Raw genomic sequence first — 23,235 nt, 5'->3', positions numbered from 1 at the left:
CTTCTATCCTACCAATTCCACTTTTTCCAGCCGCCATCAAGCATGGCTGAAAACTGACCAATTGAAGGAAATCCACTAGTAATGAACATGCATGGTTCAACCTTCGTTGAACCTTCAGTCCACCAAAAACATGGTTTACTCAATTTTTCTTTAATGAGGTAATTCAAAAGCGTGTTTTGATCAGTATTGCCGTCATCATGAAAAACTGTAGATATTTGGCTTTGATAAAGAAACTCCAGAGACCTCACTTCACTTGTTACATTCGCAACGAGGTCATTTTTTTCTTGAGTACTCTTATGCCAAACATCAAAGACAAAGTCGTCCTCAAGTACTGAAAGAGCAAGAGCGGCACTGTCCTCGGTCCAAGCTCTGTCACCCCAATATTGCGCAGCTTCACCTTTTACGGCACGAGCTATAGTAAAGAAAAAGTATCTACCGCATGCATCAACACTAGGAATCATGCTACCAATGTAGGTTGAGTCTTCTAAATAGCTAATATCCAAAGCAAAGTGCCACACAGGAGCCGTTAAAAAGTGCTCATTCCAGCTTTCACCCAGTTGTTCCCTGCTGACTGCAATAACCGCCTGTTGCCAATCATGCCAACGCTCCGAGAAATCTTGTGATAAACCATCTTTCACAAAGTCCCCTTTTGCAGGCATTTTACCGATATAGCCCCAGCCTGATGTTATAAGGTTCGTGGACATCTGAACCTCTCCATTTCATTTGACCAAAACGGATTAATGGCACTAGAAGGAATAAGCTCTAGCTGCACCTTATTTCCCTTTAAATCAATCATAACTATATTGTCTTTACGCGATTCTGGCCTTGCTTTAAGTGATTGATCCAAAAGCTTGAATATGCCCCACTCACCTTCATAGGTATGCGCAATTTCGCGTTTAGATTCAGGTGGTGTGAACACAATTCGAGTCTGATCTTGACCGGCAGGCCAACTCAACGATTTAGCTCTTGCTGGTCCATGCTTATAAACCAAATCTTGTCCACCCAACTCTAAGACAAATCGAGTAATGTGCTGGTCTAGATAAACAGGCTTCATACCAAACTCTACGCGTAATGAATTATCAGATTCAAAGAAAGACTGCCTGATACGTTGCGCTCTTTGAAAGACCATTAGTGTTTCTGGACGAACTCCAATTTCCTTTTCTAATCGCCAACGACTTTTCGAAGTATCCACAAACGGTTCGAGGTATTCTTGGAAGAATGCGTCAAGCGTGCCCCCATAACCAAAGAATCGCTTAAAGTCTTTCAATCTAACTTCTCTGCTCGCGTTGGGCTCGAATGGATATCTGCCAGCAATAGTCCGCTGATAAGGGCGGACCACCTGTGTTACCCAAAGTTGATTTAGATGATCCTTCGAACCGCTCTCCGCAAACTTAACCGACTCTTGAGAAAGCTCACCTAGCCATTGATTAAATGGTCTCGGCAAAAGTTCTTTAGCACGAGCAAAGGAAGCTGCGACATCTTGTGTAACGGTTCCATCTAAAATACTTTTGTAGGCAATTTTCTGATTGTTACCAGAGCTTGATAAGTCACTTAAATACGAACGCAAGTTAACCATTGCTTGTTGAATATCATCAAAGTCTTGCTCACCAAGGCGTAAGATCTCTGAAAAATGCGATTCGACTTCTTTACCTGGCAGAGCAACATTGAAACCGTTTTCTTCAGGTAAATACATGTCTAGTCTATCTGCCGTATTTGAAAACTTAACTTTGGCAACTTTACCAGCAACTTCAGAAGCGGCTTTTTGATTTTCTGACAATGATACTTTTGATAGAGCAACCTCTTTTTGGATTGCTCTCAACAAAGATTCGATTGGTCTTTCAACTCCAGATAAAACCCTCGCTTGCTCTGTCGCAAGTTCTAGGCTCGGAGCCTGCTTCAATTGAATATCTTCGATCAACGTTTTCCATTCATTAACATAATCTTGATAGTATCGTGACTGAACGCCTTGGATGGCACTATCTTGATCAATTTCATGAGCCTTAAGATCGTCACCATAAACCCAGTTCTCTTCCATTAGGCTTTTTACTGTACGGTTGATCTGAATCTGAAAAATGCTATGAAAACCATTGTACGTGTAGAAGCCCGAAATGCCTTGTGATAGCGGTTTTCCACTAGCTCGCTCGAACTGCTCAAGCCCTTTAGGTCCCAATACATCAGTCAAGCGAAATGAAGGTACATGACTCTTAGAAAATTGTATTTTCATTCGCTGATAAGCACGTTCAGGTAGAGACATTTGAGTCAACACTTCTCGAGCACTCGTCACAGCAGCAGTGTTGTAAGTAAAGCCTTGTCCATCGTTGCCTAATAAATATTGAGTGTGCTGTAGCAAGCGTCTTCTTAAGTCTGCGTTTAGCTCACCCGGATATTGACGTTCGAAATAAAAGTTAAACCAAGCCAACACTTCATCTTGTTGATATTTGTCTGGATTGAATAACATCAAATACGTTTTTAACGTTTCGTACAAATACTCACGATGCTGTTGATTGCTCTCCATTTCTGACACCAGGCTATCAAGAAGCAAAGGGGCGTAATATTGGGTCAAAGCATCAGAATATGCATTGCTTGCCGCCTGAGATACTTTGTCTCCTTGATAGAGACCAAACCTCTTTACAGAGTCGGCATCACCGTAGTTGCTTTGCTTTCCGAGAGGAAGCGTCATCAACCTATCTAATGTTTCTACAGCTGAAACAATATCCGCTTCAAAATCTAAACTTTGAGCGCCAATCATTGCATCAATATGGCTAGCTTGTTCATTGGTGTCGACAATTAACCGTGAGTTCCACTTATAACTCATAAACCAAAGCGAAGAAGCTCCGAGCAGTAGCGTTGTACATCCAATGTAAACACCTCGACGCATCCAACCTGACTGCTTTTGATAGTGACGATTAACTGTTCCTAACAGTTGCTCTTTGAAAATAACCTTGTCAAAAAGATTCTTTACGAAATAACTATGAGAACCAGTCTGACTCTTTGCTAGAGCTAATCGATTTAACCCAAGTCCATTGGTTGATTCATTCATCAGCTTATCGACTGGTAAGCCTTCTTGAACCGAACTCAACATAAACACACCACGAATCAAGGCAGGCTCTTCAAAACTGTTTTGTGCAAAAATTTCAGCTAAAAACTCGTCAAGATTAGCTTGTAGCACTCTTAATTGCTTTGGAAATTCAAAGATAAGTGCGCGTTTATCTAAATCGTCCTCAGTTTCAAGTATTCTAAGCATACGGGCATCAAGACGCTCCAACATGCCATGAAATTCTTTGTTGAATAGAGAAATAACGCCTCTTTCATCATCCACTTCACGAGGGAACATGAAACCAAATAATTCCTCTCGCTCTTCCTTACTTAAATCGGCAAAGAACTCATTGAAACCGGCAACTAAATCCATTTTGGTGAGCAATACGTAAATCGGAAACTGCATGCCTAACTGGTTTTTCAGTTCTTGAAGTCTCGACTTAATTGCTCGAGCATGAAGACTTCGCTCGGTTCGAGTCTGAGACATCACGCTGGCTAAACTTATCGTAACAATCGCACCATTAATTGGTCTTTGCGTTCTATACTTTTTCAACAATCCTAAGAAACCATGCCACGCTTTAGAGTCGACCTTTTCTTGACTGTCTTGTGTCGTATACCGGCCTGCCGTATCTATAAGAACTGCTTTATTTGCAAACCACCAATCACAGTGGCGAGTGCCACCTACACCGGCAATAGAGTCAGAGCCAAGGCTGTCTCCTAATGGAAACTCTAACCCCGACTGCTTTAATACGGTTGTTTTCCCCGTTCCAGGAGGGCCAATCAACACATACCACGGTAAGTCATACAAGCCTCTCTTGCCTTTGTATGTTTTCGTCACTACTTTGACAGCTTGCTCAATACGCTCGCGCATTAAGTCAATTTCACTTGCTGCTTCTTTATCTGATTGGCTATCAACCTCAAGCAACGTTTGAATACTTTCGTCTTCTTTCACCTTTTGCTTATGCTGCTTGGTAACGTTAAATATCGCCCAAAGCAACACCAACACTAGAATAGTGACTAGCCGTTGAAAGTCACTCTTTAGGGGCTCATATCCCGCTATCGCAATAAGTGGACCAACAACCCAAATGAAAATAGAACAAGCAGCGACACCGATAAGACCGAGAAACCATCTTTGAGTAAATATTCTGCCAATTTCTTTAATACGCATCTCTATCTACCTATTATTAATTCGCGACAAGAAGGTCGATTTCAATCCGGCGGTTAATAGCTCGGTTTTCATCACTACTGTTTTCAACTAATGGTCTTGCATCCCCCAATCCCTCGGGTATCACTCGCCCTTCTAATGCACTATTCGAGATCAGTTGTTCAGACATAGCAGTGGCTCGAGCTAATGATAGGTGCCAGTTCGAGGGATATTTACTCGTGAAAATAGGCCTATCGTCGGTGTGACCAGTAACAATGATCTTGCCTTGGGTCGACTCCAATGTTCTCGCAAGCTTAGAAATAACGGGTTGGATGTAAGCGACAACATCAGCACTACCTGATTCAAATAGATCTTGAGACTTTAACGAAATTCTTACCCTGTCTTGCAGCGGCTCAACATTGATTAGCCCCTTACCGATCTCAGTTGCTAGATACATTGAAATCTTTTCTGCAATTGGCGCTGATTTTGATTCTGACGTTGCATCTTGGTTAAGTTGTTGCGGTTGAATCAAATTGACTAATTGAGAAAAGGTACGATTGGATGCCTTATTTAGCTCATAGCTAAAATACATATATATGCAGACCAATAATGCCGCCGTTACAGAACATACAACCCAAAGAGGGGCTCTATCAGAAGCCTCTGAGCCATTCAAAATGTGTTGGTCGATACTATTACTTAGCTCCTGAGGGACTCCTCTCCCATAAGACTTAAGAGTAGCAATAACCTGTCTTCTCAATTTACGGTGCGATTCCAGTCCATTTTTTTCTAAACGGTATTGACCCAGAAACCCGAGAGATAAGCACACATACATTAGTTCAAGCAAATCTAAGTTCGCATCTGGTTTCGCCATGCACTTATCAAGATGCTTAAAGAACGCTTCCCCACCTTGACTGCTAGCATAGAAGGAGCTGAGTAATGAATCGTGACTCCAGAATGAATGCCCACCCCAATTGGTGTTAAGGACAACTTCATCTAGTGAACAGCATAAACAATAACGAGCTGTATCAATGGTATCCAAATCAACGTCATGCTGACGTAATCGGTTCTCATAATCTCTAAGCTTTTGTGCCAATGTCTCTTTTAGAAACAACGGATCGGAATGAGTCGCTGTCGACCGAATTTGACCGATAATAGATAACAGGCCATTCGCCTCTGCTAGTAGAGAGTTATTCCCATAAGCGACCACTGAATCATTGTTCACCAATTCAGGGCTTTTTGAGATAACTACGGTATTATCCACAGACTTTTCTGATTGTGGTTTCGATGCGGGTGCTCTTCCACCCGGTGTTGGTTTTACTATCGTTTGTTCCATACAGAGCGCGCCTATTGATTAATACTCCAAAGCTCAAGTTCAGCATTCGGAAAATGCCCTGATAGGTGAAGCGCAATACCGCCACTATCTTTTAGCCTCATCCAAAATGGCCCTTTCTTGACAACTTCGAAATAGACATAGCCCGTTTGGTAAGGAATCTGTCTCGGGACGACACTCAACGGCACTACGTTTATACCGTTGATCTGATTATTAATTAGATCGCGAATCTGTTCTGCCGGGCCAAACTTGAGTTGCGCTGGGACCAGGCGTCTTATTTCATCTGTTGTGGTATCTGCTTTAATTGCTAGCACAAATTGGCATGACTCAAGCAAGCGTTTATCTGGAAGCGGCGTCACTTGAATACCGTATTGGCGAGGCTCCAACGGAAGTTTGGTCGCAGTTTGGTCAAGAACAACACTGAGGTACTGACTGAGTATCTGATTCAACTCGCTATAAACACTTGATACATCTAAGTGATCATACGCAAGCAAACTTGGGAGTCTTTTAGTTTTATTAGAAAAAGTGGCTAACTCACCAATGTAACCTTTAAGTGTCGTCGCTAATTCCAGTGGATGTAACCTATCTAACTCACTGAAATGCTTTAACTTCGCCTCATATCGGTTCAACATTTGGAGCATGATGAAATCAACAGCAGATGCCGATGCAGATTTGCCCTTAATCAAGCGCTGCGCAATAACGTCAGCACGCATCTTTGTCATCGCGATAACGTTACGTAGATAAGCTGACATGACTTTATCGCTCAGGAGATTGATAAGCGGAGGAACGTACTCATCGTCTAGTATAACTTCCCCTTCAGGAGTTACCTCTTTGATCCTTAAGATAGGTAACTCCACATAACCCGCTAATTTGTCATTACTCGCTTTCAACTCAAGGTTGAGGGCTGCAACTTGGATGGTTTCTTCATCTTGTCCTGTAAGGTTATCTATCACGTCGATATCTTGAAGTACATAACGAGAGACGATCGATTCGCTTACATCCGAAACGTTTTTACCTGTAACACTTGAAAGAGGGAGAGTTATTTTTACTAACGTATTTTCAGTGTTTTTATCAATAAGTAGAGGCGAAACTGAATCGTTGGATATTAACGTATTAACCAACGTCATATCTGGCAAAACAGCTTCAAGATGCTCAAGTTCAATAAGACCATCTTTTAGCGCGTGTTTTTTTACTCGACATTTCCAAACTCCCCAATTGTAAACCCCACCTAACTGATGTAAGCCCTTGAATTCTTGAGAGGTTGCGCGTTCTTGTTGTTGGAAGTGCTGGGGACGTAAAAACATTCCTTCGCACCAAGCCGTCTTGGAGTATTGCGTCATTTATAATTAGCCAACTAAACGTTATTTAACGACCAAAGACAGATCTTCTAACAATACTTGATATGTGTTGTAACCGGTCTTATCCACTTTAATGACTTGTCGCCAATTTGAGTTTTCAATATCTCGAAACGCTACGACAATGCCTAAATATTCTGTCTTTGGAGACATACTTGCTTGATATGTTTCTTTCTGACCTGGAGTTAATGAAACTTCATATTTATTCACTAAATCAGGTCCTAAGACTTTTTCACTTTCTTCATAAATAGAAAAAAAGTCCTGGCTTTCGAAAATGGTATTTGACGTTAATTCAAATACATACACCACTACAGGAGAAGGCCTGCCGTTTGAATCAGGATTAATGTTATGACTTGCTGCTATTTCTAAATCTGAGTATGGATCAACAACTAGGTTCGCTGCTGAGCACCCAAATAAAGCCATTGAAATTAATAACAAAATATATTGGTAAAACTTTTTCATCACCCTAATTCCTAGCCTTTGTTTTTTAATGCTAATTCATAGTGCTTAGCGAAGTCTTCTAAATAGAACGGAGACTCTTTATTGATAATATCATCGGATAGCTTTTCATGAATATCCTCAAACCTCTTCCAACTTTGAGCATATTTTCTAGCTGGAATAACCTTATTAATAACCGTGTCTTTCGCTAAAGCATCTGAGTATATAGAAGTAGGTTCAACAAGTGACATAACACTTGAAACCGTACCTTCAACACCTTTCATTAAGGCTTGCTCATGACTTTCGATGTCATTAAATGCTTCTTTAATGGCTGCATTTGGCTTTAAGAAGCTAGCAGTTTGACGGTTATATAAGTTATGAATCGCATCTTCTAAGTTTGCAGAAAACTTTAAAGGGTTATTTTCTGACTTACGAAATGCGGTATGACTAAGTCGATTTGTTTGTTTAAACACTGCTCTGTTATGCAGTGTTTCCATTAAACCAACTAGCATCAAAGAAAATGACTCCCCCAGTTGTTCAAACCATTCCTCTCGGTTATCGCTGGGAATCATCATTGGATCTATACCCACCCCTCTAACAAAAGCCGCAAGTTCACCCCCATTGGTATCAAAGTTGGGAGTCGATAGGTGTTCTGATTGTCGGTTAACCTTCGGTAAAGTTTCAGATACGATGCTCTGTTTTTCGGGCTTTGGGATATCAATAAAATCATCGACTAAACCAATATCTAGCTGAAAGTCAGAAGGAACACTTTCGTTTAAGAGTTCACTAGCACTAAGGCCTAGATCAACAAATTCCTCTTCCGATGGACTTGAGGCTACTTCAGGGGGGGCGCTAGAAAGACTTTTACTTGTCTCAAGACTGAATACATCTGTATCTGTTTGAATAGAAACTGAAATTTGATAATCCCCTAAGCTAACCATATCGTCATCGCTTAGTGCTATTTCATTTCCTTGACCCACAGGAGTTACAGCATTATTTACAAAAGTACCATTAGTTGAGAGGTCTTTTATCAAGTATTTGTCACCAAACTTAATCAGTTCTCCGTGGGTTCCGGATACCACTCTTTCAGGATCTGGTAGTGTCCAATCACATTGTTCAGACCGACCAAATGTAACCTTGGCATGTTCATCACTTGATTCAAACACGAACTCACTCTCAATCTCTGGAGTAAATTTGTGAAAACTTGTTATGGTTAAAACCAACTTCATGTAAACCTCGCCAAAGACCTGCTAGATATTATTTTTAATTTTATTATTAACTACTTTCTTATTAACAGTAAGATTAATAAAAACCTTAATACTGCCATTGAAAATCATGCACGGAATAATGAATCATTTTTTTATCAAAGCAATCACGTATTGTTCAACAATTTTAATTATCCAACCAAGTTCAAATTTTTGACACTTAGACTTTCATCAATAAAAAAACGAATGTTAGTTTGGCCGAGAAATTCTAACATAATGACTTTTCATTGAGCAGAAAGGTATATATTCCCCCATCATTTATACGGAGTTCTTGTGATGGAAGACAGTAATAAAAACAATTCTATAAATAACGAAGACAGCGGAGATAAAACTAAAATTGTAAAGACTCAAAAACGAGACAATGCAATTAAATCAACCAAACTCACTAATAATGAAACCTCCGTTAAAAATAAAAATGAAACAAATACAAAACTGTCTCAAAAAGAAAACACTCCGTTAGTTAATAAGAAAAAAAACAATAAAGATGACTCATTAAATAATAACAAAGATGTTATTAACGAAAGCTTAATAGGAACGACCGTTAAAAATCGGTATGAAATTGAGTCGGTTATTGGGCATGGTGGGCTTTGTGATGTTTACTTAGCTAAAGATAAGATTCTTGAATCTTCAGGTTCAGAAACACCCTACGTTGCGTTAAAAATATTACAGAAAGAGTTTGCTTCTCAACCAGAGACTGCACGCATGTTAATACGTGAAGCTCAACAAACTCAAAGGTTAAGCCACCCTAATATCATTAGGGTTTTTGATTTTGGTGTTGATGGCGAAATATACTTTTTAGTTATGGAGTATATTAACGGAGAAACATTAGAGAGTTTAATACAGCGTTCTAGGCCGCATGGGCTGAAGTTTAATGCAACTTTATCAATCCTAAATCAGGTACTCGATGCACTCTCATATGCTCACTCTCTTGGTGTAGTGCACGCCGACCTAAAGCCCGCTAATGTGATTTTAACGTCTGAGGGTAACGTTAAGTTGCTTGATTTTGGTGTATCTAAAACTCATCAATTAAAGCAGGATCAATATGCGGCTAAACGTAAATCCGAAAATGTTGAAACGCTTGGTTATACTCCCAACTATGCATCACTCAACCTGTTATCCGGTAAGGAACCGAACTTAAGCGACGATATGTTTGCTCTATTTTGTATTGCTTACGAGTTATTGAGTTGCAAACACCCTTACGCAAGAACTCCAGTTAATGAAGCTCTCAAAAAGAAGATCAAGGTCTCTAAACCAACTAACATGCCTGCATCTAAGTGGCCAATATTTTCAAGCGTATTTTCAACTGGCATCATTCCGAACGAGCTGACCCCTGAGCAGTTGAAACGCAAATTGAATATGCGCTATTGGCCTATCGCTAGCGGCGCGGCAGCGAGTATATTATTAGTTAGCGGCATTGTATTTGGTTATCAGCAGCAACAAGAAACCATTGCCACTTTGGAAACCGTTATTAGCAAGCAAAATGATCAAATTGCCGGACAAGAGTGGCAGCTTGATACGCCAGCAGAAAAAAGTTTGGCACTGATTGATAGTGAAAAAAGCTTACATCCAGTCGTTAAGGCTGGCTTATTACGCTTACACAAGACCTATATTCTCAGCGAGTTTGAATCTGAAATTGATCAGGTTTTGAATTCTGATGCCAACAACTACCCGAATTATGATGAAATTGAGTCCATACTTGATAAAGCAAAAACCTACTACCCTGACTCACATAAAATAGAAGTTCTTGCCTTAGATATTCAGTCAAGCAAGCACTCCACGTTACTTTCGATAGCAAGGCAAATCAACAGTCAACTTGAAAAGTCTCGGTACAGTAAAGAAGACGGCAGTAAATCCATCTATGAGCTCAAGGATGAGTTAAATCAGATTCATCAAGGTTATCCTTTCACGCCAAGTTCGTTATCTAGCGATGTTTTCGGTCAGCACCTCACTGAAGCACTCAAAAAGAAAGACGCAGCTGCACTTGTTGCTCTTATTAAGGTTGGGAACACCTTCTTTTCAAACGTAGAAGAGCATCAAGAGAACTTACAGATAAGTAATGCGATGAAAGATGCAGTGCTTGAAATGAAATTATATGAGACAGCGCTAGATTCCAACAGCCCTCTACCGTTTCCAGAAGATGCCGCTAGAATCCTGTTCCAAGAAGAGTTTGAAAACTTTTATTCTCGCCTAGAAAAGGCAAGGACGACAACTCATCTCGATAACTTGGTGAAGGATGTGGATCTGTTCTCGAAAAACTTTCCTATTGGTTTTCAGGATGTTAACGATTTAAGATTCAAAACTGCTGATAAATACTTACGCTTCTCCGATATATTACTTAATAAGCGAAGGACTTCAAGCGCAAGACGCGCTATGAAGAAAGCCAACGAGCTTATGAAGCAAATAGAACAGGACTCTAAACAAAGCTAGTAATACAAAAGGGACGCGAGTCCCTTTTTTGCCGCAGATTACTTGCCAATATGAAACTAGATTGCTAATTTATACTTATACTTAATGAGGAGAGTTAGCCTTGACTGAAGGAATAGTCAAAGTTGGCGAACGTCTGGCGTCCGTATGTAACGATAGCCTTAAACTAGGACTGCAAGACACTTACCGACTCGGCGTTTTACTTGGAAACGTCCCCTTTGCTACTTGTGTTAAAAACACGCGAGTTGAAGTGTTTTCATCCCTACATTTCGACCATTGCCGTTTGGATATAAGTCAAAATATCTTTAACAATGACTTTCTTTTTGTAAGTTTATCTCAAGCGACAAGCAAACTATTTCTGCTCAAATACTGGTTATGCCATTCATACCTTCGGCTAAGCCTTCATTATCCGAAACATTCCTCTACCTCAACGTTTAATAGGGGTATACATGATTAATTTTGATGTTCTCAATACATACATGGATAACGACGTAGATCTGATCGTCACTGTTTTTTCTACATACCTTGAAGATCACACGAATGATATAGAGCGTATAGATGAGCTATATGCAAGCAAATGTTGGTCAGAGCTCTATCTATTAGCTCATAGTTTAAAGGGCATTCTAGAGAGTTTCGGAGAAGACACCGCGGTCATTGCGTTTCAAAGAATAGAAGAAAAAACCAGAAACGATACAGCGCCAGATAGCTCAGATATAGCTATAGTTACTAAAGAGCTAGCTGCAATTAATCAACAAATCTTCACTTACTTGAAGAATATGCAATAAAGAAATTCAAGGCTTAACTGGGGGAAATATGGCAATGAATAATAGCAATTTCAGGGAGTTGATTGAGTCTCTCAAAGACCTAACACCAACTCAAAAAAGGTACTTACTTAGCCGTACAAAGATGGCGCTAGATGATGAAAGTAATATGTTAAACATCAGTGATATTCTAACACCAGAAGAGTTGGAGGCGTTACTATCACCAGCACCAACAACGAATACAAAATAACAATGATATACAACGCAACCGTCAGATTAACGCTAGGGACCAAGTGAAGCAAATCGACTTTGCTTGGTTGTTAGTTTCTCTCCCTATTCCTTTTCACTACAACAAACGTATTGTTATCGAAACCTTTTTCCAATTTAAACAGGTCAGATAATTGAGCGACTAACATCAGTCCGCGACCAGAGGAGGACCAACTATCGTCATCCATTAAGTTAGGTGCCTCAATCTGTTTATTTTTATGTTGGATGAACGTCTTCTCATTGATCGGCGCTCCGCAATCAGAGACTCTCAGTTCCACGAAACCGGACACTTGGTCATCCCCAACCCTACACTCCACTTCAATTGGCAGGCCTTCTATTTCACTGTAAGAATGAATATAAGCGTTATTCATGAGCTCAACGACACAAAGCTCCAATGATTGAATTGCATTTAAGGGGATTTGATGACCCATCAAAAACCGAACAACGTCTTTGCTCGCACTTCGTGAGTGAGTAAGGGAGCTCCCGTAAGTTCGTTTAAATTCGCTCTTTGACATTCTTTTCCTTAAAATTGAGCCTCTCACCATGCCATTTTACCTGTAAAAGGCTGGCATCATCATCAAACTCATCTTCGTTGTGCCAAGATTGTACTTTTTTAAAGACGTCTCCCACTTGATCTTCAACTGGCAGCGTGCAAACAGCTTTTATACTCGATGCCAATCGTTGTAGTGAAAACATCTCCTCACCCTGCCTCGCTTCAATCAAACCATCCGAATAAAGCCACAATGCATCGCCCTCATCTAGACTAATTTGGTTACCGCTATATTCCATCGGCTGCATTGCACCAACGATAAAGTTATCGTCACCTATCTGTTCCATCGTTTTCGTACTCGCTCGCCAAACTAAGATCCTAGGGTGGCCAGCCGTGCAATAGCTAAGTCGCCCTGATTTTGTGTTAAGAATGGCGTAAGCCATAGTAAAGTAATGTTGACTGTTTCTAGTTTGCTGATAACGCCGATTTAGCCGTTCAATCACAGATGCAGGCTCACTTACGCAATAGCCGTCATCTCTCAACTCCATCGTGATCGAATCAGGCCCCTGACTTTGAGATAGCGTCTGTTGAATAGAAAAAGCCATCAAAGCTGAAGAAATACCATGACCAGAAACATCAAATACATAAAACGCAACATGTTGTTCATCGAGCTCCAAATACCCCAACATATCACCACCAATCTGGGAGCATGGTTTGTAGACATAACTAAACTGTATATTTTGGATAGTTGATTCAGCAGGGAGTAGTTGCTCCATCAGATGACTCGCAGACTGCAGGTCTTGGTGAATTGTTTGATAGGCCGCATCGAGTTCTTTATTTCTCTCAACGAGTTTGTTGTGCAGTTCTAAAGTACGAAACCCCGCACGGATTCTGGCCTGAAGTTCCTCTACAGACGTCTTCTTATCTACGAAATCATCTGCGCCAGCATCAATGCCTTTCACGATCGAACTTTGGTCATTTCTAGAAGACAGTAGAACAAAGAAAATGTAACGCTCGCTAACTTTAGATTTTAATTGGCGACACAATTCAATACCATTAATTCCAGGCATCATTAAATCACTCAGCACAAACTGAATATCAGGGCGGTGGGTTAGCACTTCAAGCGCCGCTCTTCCGTCTTCAACTGCAACCACTTCATAGCCCTGCTTTTCCAATGCACTGCTGATGTAAAGCAGGACTGTTTTACTATCATCGACCAAAAGAATGGATTTCATCTTCCTCCTTAATACGGTTGCTATACTGGCTAACGCAAAACACTAGTCACTGACTGCTCATTTCTAAAACGGCTGTAGTCTTCGGCTAATAATTGGTGTTGATATCGAGTGTAAGACAACGCTTCATTAGAAATTAGTATCTGATGCTCTTTTTCGATTAACTGACTTTGCAGCCTTTCAATCTGTTCATTCTGCTGTGTGTAATTGAGGTACAGTGCGAATAGACCAAAAACCGAAACCATTAACAGGGCTATTAGAATATTATTGATAGTTTTCACTTGAATACTCATGACCTCTCCTTGTCTATTATTAGACTTTCCATGATGAAAGAGAGCGTCTACGGACCAAGAGCTCGAGGCTCTAAAACGCAACGAAGCAAATTGAGGTTGTTTTTCCAATTATAGGCGATAGGAGAAAAAATAAGAAAAATCTGAAAAAATTTGAATATCCTGCTGAGTTAAGAATCGGTAAGGTGGTAGCAGCGAGCTATCATCCACTCGCTGCAATACATTAACTCTGAAATGCAGGTCTAGCTAAAATTTGGTTATACCATCGAGCAATGTTTGGCGACGTCGATAGCACATCAATTTCTAGGCCTTTAATTGCGAAGCTGATCAAAATAAAGCCTGTTATATCGACAATAGTAAAATGGTCTACGGCGATAAAATCATTATGTTCAAGACGCTTGTCTAAGACAGGCAGAAATTCGTAGACGCGTTGTTTTGATTCTTCGCCCCATGCTTCAACGCAACGTTCTCTGTCTCCATAAACTCCGGTCATGTTTCGAAACGCCTGAAATGCCGCATTTAGTCCTTGGAACTCCACCACACGATGCCACATTTCCACCTGAGCACGTTCGAGCTGGTTAGCACCAAACAGCGCCAGATCATTTTCAAACGCTTCATCTAGGTAGCGGCAAATCGCCACGCTTTCGCAGATCGCTGTGCCATCATCCAGTTCTAGTAGAGGCACTTTACCGTTCACGCTTTTCGATTTAAACGGTTCAGATAGGTTATCGCCCTCACGAACGTTCAGCGCAATTCGCTCAACCTCGCCACCGATTTCCTTTAGAAAAATGCTAACTCGCTTACAACTTGGAGTCATTGCGGTTTCATAGAGCTTCATTTCACATCCTTTTATCTTTTTCTAACCGATTGGTTAGGATATACTGTAGCCAGTTTATAAACGATCAGTCAAGAACTTCACTATCAAAAATTTTCAAACAGTTGTGGGTCTGTTTGCTGAGCGAGATTTTTGATGCCGTTTGTGAGTTCACATGAATTTGGAGGCTGATACCCAAGAATAGATGGGTATTCATCATATTGGTTCAGTTCGAACGCTAGAGGTTCTCTGTACCATCCCTCCAAAGCAATTTAATTACCCGATAAGCAGACCCAGGCAGGTAATTTATGGCAAGAAAAGCCAACTTCGACCGAGATGAAAAGCTTCTCGTGGCTATGGATGTGTTTTGGCGCAAGGGCTTTGCGAACACGTCTATCTCGGATCTCACCGACGAGTTGAACATCAACCGCTTCAGTCTTTACAACACCTATGGTGACAAGCAACAGCTCTACTACGAAGCGCTCGATACCTACTTGAAAAAGGTCTCGCTACCGTCACTGAATGATTTGGAAAAAGACGACGCGTCTTTACCTGAGTTAGAATCGTTCCTCAAATCCTTTGCTGAACTGCAGCGTAAACGCAACTGTGGGTGTTTTATCCAAAATGCGTTGATTGAGCACGCTGGTGAAGACGATGATGTACTGCGCAAAGGGCATTTTTTGTTCGACCATCTTATCGACATCATTGCGGATGCGCTGACTAATGCGCAAAAAGAAACCTTAGTACCAAAAACGCTTAAACCAGAAGAGCTTGCTCGTTTTGTTCTCAACAACATGCAAGGCATGCGCGTACTTGGCAAAGCCAAACGTTATGCCGATTTGGATACGGCGCTTTCCTGCTTGCTGGTTTTGATTAGGAAGTGACATGTCGATTGAAGTGATAGCGGTACGTCTTACCAAAGGCATGGACTTAAAGCTGAACCTAGCGAAATTGGTCGAGCAGCATGGTATCAAAGCAGGCTCGATTGCCTCATGCGTTGGCTGTATCTCTGACCTCAACCTTCGTTTGGCAGGTGCAGAGAGTACGTTAACCAAACAAGAGTCATTTGAAATTGTCTCTGTGATGGGAACCCTAACGCCTGAACATCAACACGTTCATATCTCGGTGTCTGATCGTGAAGGACGAGTTTGGGGTGGGCATTTGTTGGAAGGCACAGTGATTGATACTACCGCAGAATTGATCATCCATTCTTACTCAGAACTTGAGTTCACTAGAGCGATGGACGACTCGACTGGCTATACCGAACTACAAGTGAATCCTTCCGAATAATTAAAAGCTCCAGAGCCTTACCGTGTGGTCCCTGGAGCTTTATTCGCTTATCTCTTACGCTAAGAATTTACTCATATCGAGCAGGCAAATTTCTAGGATCATTCTTCGACTAAATAACAAACCTGATTATCGTCGACCGTTACTTGCCAAGTTTTTAGACAGTACGCTTCATCTTCCAAACACTGCCCACTCTTTAAACTGAAATGCTGTTTGTAGAGTGGTGATGCAACACACATCTCACCATCGATATCACCGACAATCCCTCGACTCATCACATAAGCCTTACCAATTGGGTCCCAATCCTGAACAGCGTAAACACCGTTATCGGGAATGTAGAATAACGCGACATGCTCGCCTTCAATCAATACAGTGGCACCGATAAACGGCATCAAGTCATCAAGCTGACACACTTTCACTTTGGTTAACGCTGCCATTTACACCTCCTGTTTCACTGGAATACGCTGACCGCGCACACGTTGGTACGGCAAGACTTTGCTGCCCGACGTGCTGTTCAAGAAAGGACGGAAGCGTTGCAATTTTTGAGGATTATCCAACGTACTCTTCCATTCACATTGATAGGTATCTACGACTCGTGCCATTTGCTCATCCAATGAGTCACATAGGTTGAGAGAGTCATCCAAAATCACTTGTTTAAGGTAGTCTAAGCCCCCTTCCATGTTCTCCATCCACACGGACGTGCGCTGTAAGCGATCAGCGGTGCTGACGTAGAACATCAAAACCCGGTCGATCATGGTGATCAACTCTGATTTAGATAAGTCGGATGCAAACAAATCAGCGTGTCTTGGTCTCATGCCGCCATTACCACAAACGTATAGATTCCAGCCGTTTTCGGTGGCGATCACCCCAATGTCTTTACTTTGCGCTTCTGCACACTCGCGAGTACAGCCCGATACGGCAAACTTAAGCTTATGGGGCGCTCGCAATCCTTTGTAGCGGTTCTCTAACTCGATGGCTAATCCAACTGAATCATCAACACCATAACGACACCAAGTAGAACCCACGCAAGATTTCACGGTGCGCACCGATTTGCCGTAGGCGTGCCCTGTTTCAAAACCAGCATCAATCAAGGTTTGCCAGATTTCTGGGAGTTGCTCTAACTGCGCACCAAATAAATCCACGCGCTGACCGCCGGTGATCTTGGTGTACAGATCGTATCGCTGAGCGACTTCGCCTAGCACGATAAGTTTGTCTGGCGTGATCTCACCGCCCGGAACACGAGGCACAATCGAGTAAGAGCCATCTTTTTGCAGGTTCGCCATAAAGGCATCATTAGAATCTTGCAGAGATTGATGCTGTGGCTCCATGATGTGTTCATTCCACAAAGAAGCAAACACAGATGCAGCTGTCGGCTTACAAATATCACACCCATGCCCTTTGCCATGCAGTGCAATTAAGGTATCGAAGTCTTTAATCTGTTCCACTTGGCAAATATGGAACATCTCTTGGCGACTAAGCTCAAAGTGCTCACAAAGGTGGTTGTTAACCTCTACCCCCATGGCTGCCAGTTGAGTATCCAATACCGATTTGACCATATTGCTACAGCCACCACAGCCAGTACCAGCTTTGGTGTTGGCTTTAAGATCTGTCAGGTTGGTAGTGCCAGCTTGAATCTCGGCAACTAAGTCGCCTTTTGTGACGTAGTGACAAGAGCAGATGATGGCGCTGTCTGGCATCTCTCCATCTAACATTCCGGTATCAAACAGCAGGTTCGCCGCGTGGTCTGGCAAGACCGTTTTGTTCAAATAACACTGTAAGAGCGCATCGTAGTCACTGTTGTCACCAACGAGAATGGCACCGAGCAATTGGGTACCGCTCGCATCAACCACCAGCTTTTTGTAGATGCCTGCAACCGCATCTTGCAATACCATTTCCTGTGCGCCTTCGGTTTGCATTTGTGCATCGCCGATAGACGCCACATCCACCCCAAGTAGCTTGAGTTTGGTGCTCATGTCTGCACCTTTAAAACCTTCGCTTGGCATTCCAGTCAGGACATCGGCAGTGGTTCTCGCCATGTTGTAACCGGGTGCGACTAAACCAAAGATCTTCTGCTCCCAAAGAGCACATTCGCCAATCGCATAAATATTCTCATCGCTGGTTTGGCATTGGTTGTTAATCACAATACCGCCTCGCTCGCCTACTTCTAGCTCAGCCATTTTTGCCAGCTCATCTTGAGGGCGAATCCCTGCGGAAAAGACAATCACATCCACTTCGAGAGGATCTTTGTCTTTAAACACCATACGATGCTTAGCCGTTTCACCATCGCAGATTCGCTCCGTCCCCGTTGAGGTATGTACGGTTAGCCCTAGCGCTTCAATCTTCTCTTTTAGCACTAAGCCAGCACCATCGTCTAACTGCACGGGCATCAGGCGGGGTGCAAATTCAATAACGTGAGTTTCTAACCCCAATAGTTTGAGTGCGTTTGCCGCTTCTAAACCCAACAAGCCACCACCAATCACTGCGCCTGTTCTTGCACCTTCACATGCCTTCTTGATTTGGGAAAGGTCATCAAGCGTGCGGTAGACAAACACGTTGTCTCGGTCTTTACCTTCAATTGGAGGCACAAACGGGTAAGAACCGGTCGCGAGCACGAGTTGGTCGTAACCCAGCACATCTTCACCATCAAGTAGAATGCGCTTTTGCTCTCTGTCGATGCCTGTTACTTGGCTGCCAAGTACGAGTTGGATGCCATGCATGTCATACCATTCTTGGTTACTCAGCATCAAATCATCATGAGACTTACCCGCAAACAAAGAGGACAACTGTACACGGTCATACGCGATAAAGCGCTCTGCACCAATCACGGTAATTCGGTGCTCCAAATGTGCGTTTTTCTGCACTAGCTGCTCGACGAGATGTTGCCCGACCATACCGTTGCCTACCACAACGATGTGGCTCAATGCGTTCTTTACTGGAATCGTTAAAGGACTGTTCATCGCTGCCTCCTTATGCCGTTTGCGCTGCGGTTTTAGGTTTGTCTTCTTTCGAAGCAGGAATCTCGACTTTGGATTGCTTCTCGTAAAGGAACTTCAGCACCGCTTGTCGACACTTCTGATACTGCGCATCATCCGCCAGTGCGACACGCTCACGAGGGCGAGGTAGATTCACTTCTAACACTTCACCAATGGTTGCTGCCGGTCCGTTTGTCATCATCACGATTTTGTCGGATAGCAGCACCGCTTCATCCACATCGTGAGTAATCATGATGACGGTGTTGTTTAGCTCGGCTTGAATCCTCATCAGTGCATCCTGCAAATGCGCACGAGTTAACGCATCCAACGCGCCAAATGGTTCATCCATCAATAAAACCTTTGGTTGAAGTGCCAGTGCTCTCGCGATGCCGACTCGCTGCTTCATACCGCCCGAGATTTCATCCGGCTTTTTGTGCGCAGCATGCTGCATTTGAATCAACTCCAAATAGTGATTCACTTGCTCCTGAATCCACGCTTTGCCCTTTTTGCCGGCAATTTGTTTTAATGCGAGCTCAACGTTTTGATATACGGTGAGCCAAGGTAACAATGAATGGTTTTGGAACACCACTGCGCGGTCAGGTCCCGGTCCAGCTACTTCTCGTCCATCGACGATCACGCCGCCGTCTGTTGGCATGTGCAGCCCTGCGACTAAGTTCAATACCGTTGATTTACCGCAGCCAGAGTGGCCAATCAGCGATACAAACTCACCTTTATTGATTTGTAAATCAACGTTCTTAAGCGCGATGAACTCGCCATCTGGCGTTGGGAATCGCATCCCTAAACGCGTTAGATCTAATAATGCTTTTTCCATGATCGTTTCCCTTATCTCAACGCTTGTTGTTTATTCCAAGACAGCCACTTTTGAAGTTGCAACATGCCTCTATCGAGCATCAATCCAATAAAGCCGATTGTGATGACAGCCACCATGATGCGCCCCAATGATGCTGAACTGCCGTTCTGGAATTCATCCCAAACGAACTTGCCTAACCCCGGGTTTTGAGCGAGCATTTCTGCCGCAATCAACACCATCCAAGCGATACCTAAAGAGAGACGTAAACCTGTGAAGATCATTGGAATGGCTGAAGGTAAAACGATAGTGCGAATGTGCTGCCACCACGAAAGTTGAAGCACTTTACTCACGTTGATTAAGTCTTTATCAACGCTCGTTACACCCACTGCGGTATTAATCAGCGTCGGCCATAAACTACACAGCGCTACAGTGATCAGAGAGTTGATGAACGACTTAGCAAACATTGGGTCATCACTCACATAAGTGGCACTTACAACCATAGTGACGATAGGCAGCCAAGCTAAAGGTGATACGGGCTTGAGCAGTTGAATGATTGGGTTGAACGCTTGATACAGCCCTTGATTAAGACCAAGCACGATGCCAAGCGGAATCGCGATAACCGTCGCCAGCAAAAAGCCCGCAGTTACGGTCACTAAGCTTGTTATGATTTGGTCGAAGAACGTCGGTTTACCTGTGTAGGGACGAATCTTCACTTCCGCGTCCGGATTCTTGGCTAACTTCGCAGCATTACGTTTTTCCTGACGCTCGATAAACGCTTGTTCCTTTTCTCGCTCTTGCCAATGGTCATCGACAAGGTTGCTGAACTGCTGAAAAGTTTGCACAGGTCCCGGTAGCGTACCTAATGAAGTTTGCACTTCTCTCGCTGCTAAGTGCCACATTGCCAAAAAGATCAGCAAGCCAATGACGGGCAAAAGCACCAGCCGACTTCGGTTCACTACCTGCTTAGCAGGAAAAAGGGAAATGACATTACTAGACATACTCACTCCTAAGAAATTTACATCCTTGTTGCCACAAGCGAATTCCCTCGCCTGTGGCGTTTATCGTTATGGTTAAACCTTGTCTTTTCCTTTAAGCCCGATAGAGAACTTCTCTAGATATTTATTTGGCTCGCGACCGTCATAAACGATGTTGTCGATAAAGTGTGTTTGTGGCGCACGGAAACCATCTTCAGCACTAAAATCTGGGAAGTCTTTTTTGCTCAACACACCATCTTCAATTAGCGCTTGAGCTGCTTGTTGGTAGATATCTGGACGGTAAACCTCTTTTGCGACATCCATGTACCAATCATCGGATTTCTCGCTTGAGATCTGTCCCCAGCGACGCATTTGGGTCAGGTACCAAATCGCATCGCTGTAATACGGATAAGTGGCGTTATGACGGAAGAACACGTTGAAGTCTGGCACGTCTCGTTTGTCGCCTTTCTCGTATTCAAATGTGCCCGTCATCGAGTTAGCAATAACTTCGGCATCGGCTCCAACGTATTCGCTTTTTGATAGCATCTTCACTGCTTCTTGGCGGTTGGCATTGTCGTTTTCATCCAACCAATGTGCCGCTCGAATCAAGGCTTTCACTACGCGAATGTGCGTGTTTGGATACTTCTCAGCCCAAGCTTTGGAAACACCAAACACTTTCTCTGGGTTGTTCTTCCAGATCTCGTAATCGGTCACGACTGGCGTACCAATACCTTTGAATACGGCTTGTTGGTTCCATGGTTCGCCTACGCAGTACCCTTTGATCGTGCCCGCTTCCATTGTTGCTGGCATTTGTGGTGGCGGTGTAACACTCAAAAGAACGTCAGCATCCAACTGGCCACTGTTATCGCCTGAGTCTGGTGCGTAAAAACCTGGATGAATCCCACCTGCCGCTAACCAGTATCGCAACTCATAGTTGTGCGTCGATACAGGGAACACCATCCCCATGTTGAACGATTTGCCTTTATCCAGATAGCTGTCGACCACAGGCTTCAGTGCATCCGCTTTGATTGGGTGAACTGGCTTGCCATCTGGTTGTTTTGGAATGTATTGCTTCATCTGCTCCCAAGTATCATTGGAAACCGTGATTGCGTTGCCGTTCAAATCCATACTGAACGCGGTAATCACTTCTGCTTTTGTGCCGACACCAATCGTTGCGCCCAATGGCTGACCAGCAAGCATGTGCGCGCCAGCAAGCTCACCGTCGATGACTCGGTCTAATAGCACCTTCCAGTTTGCTTGTGCTTCTAAAGTGACGTACAAGCCTTCGTCTTCAAAAAAGCCTTTCTCATAAGCAACCGCCAGCGGTGCCATATCGGTTAACTTAATAAAACCAAACTTCAGGTCTTCAATTTCTGGCTCACCCAACTCTGCCTTTACGCTGACCGTGGTGAATACCGATAACGAAATTGCTGACACTTTCAGCATCGAACTCCATTTCATTGGTTTGCTCCCATAAAAAAAGCGCCACTACTCCGAAGAGCAGTAGCGCCGTTGCTAAGTCTACAATTACCGCCGTTGATAATTGAGATAAGCGATTCAACAATAAACCCAATTCTACTAATCCAATTACTGTGCCAACTTATTTTTCACTTTAAATACAATAAATTAGCGTATCTTGCTGTTTGTTATTACCCGTTATTGCTTGCTGATAGTGCAACACGCACCACGTTAGAAAACGCACCCTAACCCCAAAGTGGTAGAGCAACTAATCCAAAACTTCCAAAGTAGTTATCAAATTCTTGGCAACTTGTGCGAGCGTTTGGCTCGATTGCATGGCTGAATTTCTTAGCGCTTTATAAGCCTGTCCTTCATCAACGCTGTGCATCTTCATCAGCAGACCTTTCGCTTTTTCCACCAGCTTGCGCTCTTCAATCTTATTGGTCAGTAATTCAATTTCCGATTGCATACTTTCGAATTTCGCTCTCACTAATGTCGCATGTTCAATCCAAGGTTGAAGTGCAAACTCACTATCGTGCGGCATAAGAACATAGTCCATTTTTTCTGATAAACGATTGATATCATTGGATGATAATTTCTTTAAGACGATAAGAAGTGGTGCCGATTTTCTGCGGCAGAAATCGACGATCAAACGCAGTTCCGCGGTTGGTTGCTGCCATCCAACCACAACGCTTGCTGACGGTTCTCGCTGCATAAGCGTTTCTAGTTGTGCCAATTGGCAGCCAATGATGTTGTCGTAATCTTTGCTCAACAAACCGGACAATCGAGCCTGCTCTTGGAGGCCATCACAGCATACTATAATGGGTGTTTTTGACGTTGATTGAGTCATGCACATTCCTTGTTTATATCTCACTCACTAAGAGAGA

General features: G+C 42.9%; 21 protein-coding genes. 5 read left to right on the top strand and 16 right to left on the bottom strand.

Translation table 11 applies throughout. From position 1 onward, the window contains the following. Window positions 1-8 precede the first annotated feature (8 nt). Genes tagF through tagH form a run of 6 tightly spaced genes read right to left on the bottom strand, consistent with a single transcriptional unit; the run spans window position 9 to window position 8,532 of the window. A complete protein-coding gene (tagF, locus tag R7P80_RS19460; RefSeq protein WP_169644549.1) occupies window positions 9-704 on the bottom strand; it encodes a type VI secretion system-associated protein TagF in 696 nt (231 codons plus the stop codon). Further along, on the bottom strand, window positions 686-4,204 hold the full coding sequence (gene tssM / locus R7P80_RS19455; protein ID WP_213869734.1) for a type VI secretion system membrane subunit TssM: 3,519 nt from the start codon (window positions 4,202-4,204) through the stop codon (window positions 686-688). The genes tagF and tssM overlap by 19 nt, the downstream gene beginning before the upstream one ends. Before the next feature lie 16 nt (window positions 4,205-4,220). Continuing rightward, on the bottom strand, window positions 4,221-5,513 hold the full coding sequence (gene tssL, locus R7P80_RS19450; RefSeq protein WP_213869733.1) for a type VI secretion system protein TssL, long form: 1,293 nt from the start codon (window positions 5,511-5,513) through the stop codon (window positions 4,221-4,223). A gap of 11 nt (window positions 5,514-5,524) precedes the next feature. After that, on the bottom strand, window positions 5,525-6,850 hold the full coding sequence (gene tssK / locus R7P80_RS19445) for a type VI secretion system baseplate subunit TssK (protein WP_085569002.1): 1,326 nt from the start codon (window positions 6,848-6,850) through the stop codon (window positions 5,525-5,527). A 21-nt stretch (window positions 6,851-6,871) separates the two neighbouring features. After that, a complete protein-coding gene (gene tssJ / locus R7P80_RS19440) occupies window positions 6,872-7,327 on the bottom strand; it encodes a type VI secretion system lipoprotein TssJ (protein WP_017820223.1) in 456 nt (151 codons plus the stop codon). Window positions 7,328-7,338: 11 nt separating this feature from the next. Beyond that, entirely contained in the window at window positions 7,339-8,532 is a 1,194-nt protein-coding gene (gene tagH / locus R7P80_RS19435; RefSeq protein ID WP_085569001.1) for a type VI secretion system-associated FHA domain protein TagH, read from the bottom strand. A gap of 312 nt (window positions 8,533-8,844) precedes the next feature. Between tagH and R7P80_RS19430 the strand changes: the two genes are divergently transcribed. From R7P80_RS19430 to R7P80_RS19420, 3 genes are all read left to right on the top strand, one after another. Next, window positions 8,845-10,995, top strand: a complete 2,151-nt coding sequence (locus tag R7P80_RS19430) for a serine/threonine-protein kinase (RefSeq protein WP_085569000.1) — start codon at window positions 8,845-8,847, stop codon at window positions 10,993-10,995. A gap of 446 nt (window positions 10,996-11,441) precedes the next feature. Further along, window positions 11,442-11,777: an Hpt domain-containing protein gene (locus R7P80_RS19425; RefSeq protein WP_031781126.1), complete on the top strand. Its 336-nt coding sequence runs from the start codon at window positions 11,442-11,444 to the stop codon at window positions 11,775-11,777. A gap of 34 nt (window positions 11,778-11,811) precedes the next feature. Further along, window positions 11,812-12,003 (top strand): hypothetical protein, encoded by a 192-nt coding sequence (locus tag R7P80_RS19420; RefSeq protein ID WP_025767706.1) that lies wholly within the window; start codon window positions 11,812-11,814, stop codon window positions 12,001-12,003. Window positions 12,004-12,073: 70 nt separating this feature from the next. On the opposite strand, the gene R7P80_RS19415 is transcribed toward R7P80_RS19420, so the two are convergent. The 4 genes from R7P80_RS19415 to R7P80_RS19400 all read right to left on the bottom strand — a co-directional run bounded on the left by R7P80_RS19415 (window position 12,074) and on the right by R7P80_RS19400 (window position 14,870). Further along, window positions 12,074-12,535: an ATP-binding protein gene (locus R7P80_RS19415; RefSeq protein WP_213971890.1), complete on the bottom strand. Its 462-nt coding sequence runs from the start codon at window positions 12,533-12,535 to the stop codon at window positions 12,074-12,076. Then, on the bottom strand, window positions 12,516-13,745 hold the full coding sequence (locus tag R7P80_RS19410; protein ID WP_085568998.1) for a PP2C family protein-serine/threonine phosphatase: 1,230 nt from the start codon (window positions 13,743-13,745) through the stop codon (window positions 12,516-12,518). Before R7P80_RS19410 ends, R7P80_RS19415 begins: the two co-directional genes overlap by 20 nt. Before the next feature lie 29 nt (window positions 13,746-13,774). Continuing rightward, window positions 13,775-14,035: a hypothetical protein gene (locus R7P80_RS19405; RefSeq protein ID WP_017820228.1), complete on the bottom strand. Its 261-nt coding sequence runs from the start codon at window positions 14,033-14,035 to the stop codon at window positions 13,775-13,777. Between the two features lie 220 nt (window positions 14,036-14,255). Beyond that, window positions 14,256-14,870 carry a glutathione S-transferase family protein gene (locus R7P80_RS19400; RefSeq protein ID WP_054574314.1) on the bottom strand — a complete coding sequence of 205 codons (615 nt, stop codon included), beginning with the start codon at window positions 14,868-14,870 and terminating at the stop codon, window positions 14,256-14,258. A 284-nt stretch (window positions 14,871-15,154) separates the two neighbouring features. Here R7P80_RS19400 and R7P80_RS19395 point away from each other — a divergent pair, with 284 nt between their 5' ends. Together R7P80_RS19395 and R7P80_RS19390 are read left to right on the top strand one after the other, a co-directional pair. After that, the gene (locus R7P80_RS19395; protein ID WP_005375904.1) at window positions 15,155-15,730 is read left to right on the top strand and encodes a TetR/AcrR family transcriptional regulator; all 576 of its coding nucleotides are present in this window, start codon (window positions 15,155-15,157) and stop codon (window positions 15,728-15,730) included. A gap of 1 nt (window position 15,731) precedes the next feature. Then, complete coding sequence (locus tag R7P80_RS19390) at window positions 15,732-16,136, top strand: PPC domain-containing DNA-binding protein (RefSeq protein ID WP_064369222.1); 405 nt, start codon at window positions 15,732-15,734, stop codon at window positions 16,134-16,136. Between the two features lie 98 nt (window positions 16,137-16,234). On the opposite strand, the gene nirD is transcribed toward R7P80_RS19390, so the two are convergent. The 6 genes from nirD to R7P80_RS19360 form a co-directional block, all read right to left on the bottom strand. After that, on the bottom strand, window positions 16,235-16,570 hold the full coding sequence (nirD, locus tag R7P80_RS19385) for a nitrite reductase small subunit NirD (RefSeq protein WP_038897520.1): 336 nt from the start codon (window positions 16,568-16,570) through the stop codon (window positions 16,235-16,237). Further along, window positions 16,571-19,090 (bottom strand): nitrite reductase large subunit NirB, encoded by a 2,520-nt coding sequence (nirB, locus tag R7P80_RS19380; protein ID WP_225491844.1) that lies wholly within the window; start codon window positions 19,088-19,090, stop codon window positions 16,571-16,573. Window positions 19,091-19,100: 10 nt separating this feature from the next. Then, window positions 19,101-19,937, bottom strand: coding sequence for an ABC transporter ATP-binding protein (locus R7P80_RS19375; protein WP_213971889.1), 837 nt, complete (start codon window positions 19,935-19,937; stop codon window positions 19,101-19,103). A gap of 11 nt (window positions 19,938-19,948) precedes the next feature. Then, complete coding sequence (locus R7P80_RS19370) at window positions 19,949-20,914, bottom strand: ABC transporter permease (protein WP_005375889.1); 966 nt, start codon at window positions 20,912-20,914, stop codon at window positions 19,949-19,951. A gap of 72 nt (window positions 20,915-20,986) precedes the next feature. Further along, window positions 20,987-22,351: a CmpA/NrtA family ABC transporter substrate-binding protein gene (locus R7P80_RS19365; RefSeq protein ID WP_225491845.1), complete on the bottom strand. Its 1,365-nt coding sequence runs from the start codon at window positions 22,349-22,351 to the stop codon at window positions 20,987-20,989. Between the two features lie 265 nt (window positions 22,352-22,616). Next, window positions 22,617-23,198 (bottom strand): ANTAR domain-containing response regulator, encoded by a 582-nt coding sequence (locus tag R7P80_RS19360; protein WP_213972160.1) that lies wholly within the window; start codon window positions 23,196-23,198, stop codon window positions 22,617-22,619. Window positions 23,199-23,235: the final 37 nt, after the last annotated feature.

The sequence above is a fragment of the Vibrio sp. 2092 genome, assembly GCF_033339635.1.
Taxonomy (GTDB): domain Bacteria; phylum Pseudomonadota; class Gammaproteobacteria; order Enterobacterales; family Vibrionaceae; genus Vibrio; species Vibrio alginolyticus.
This window is presented reverse-complemented; position numbering and strand designations above follow the sequence as displayed.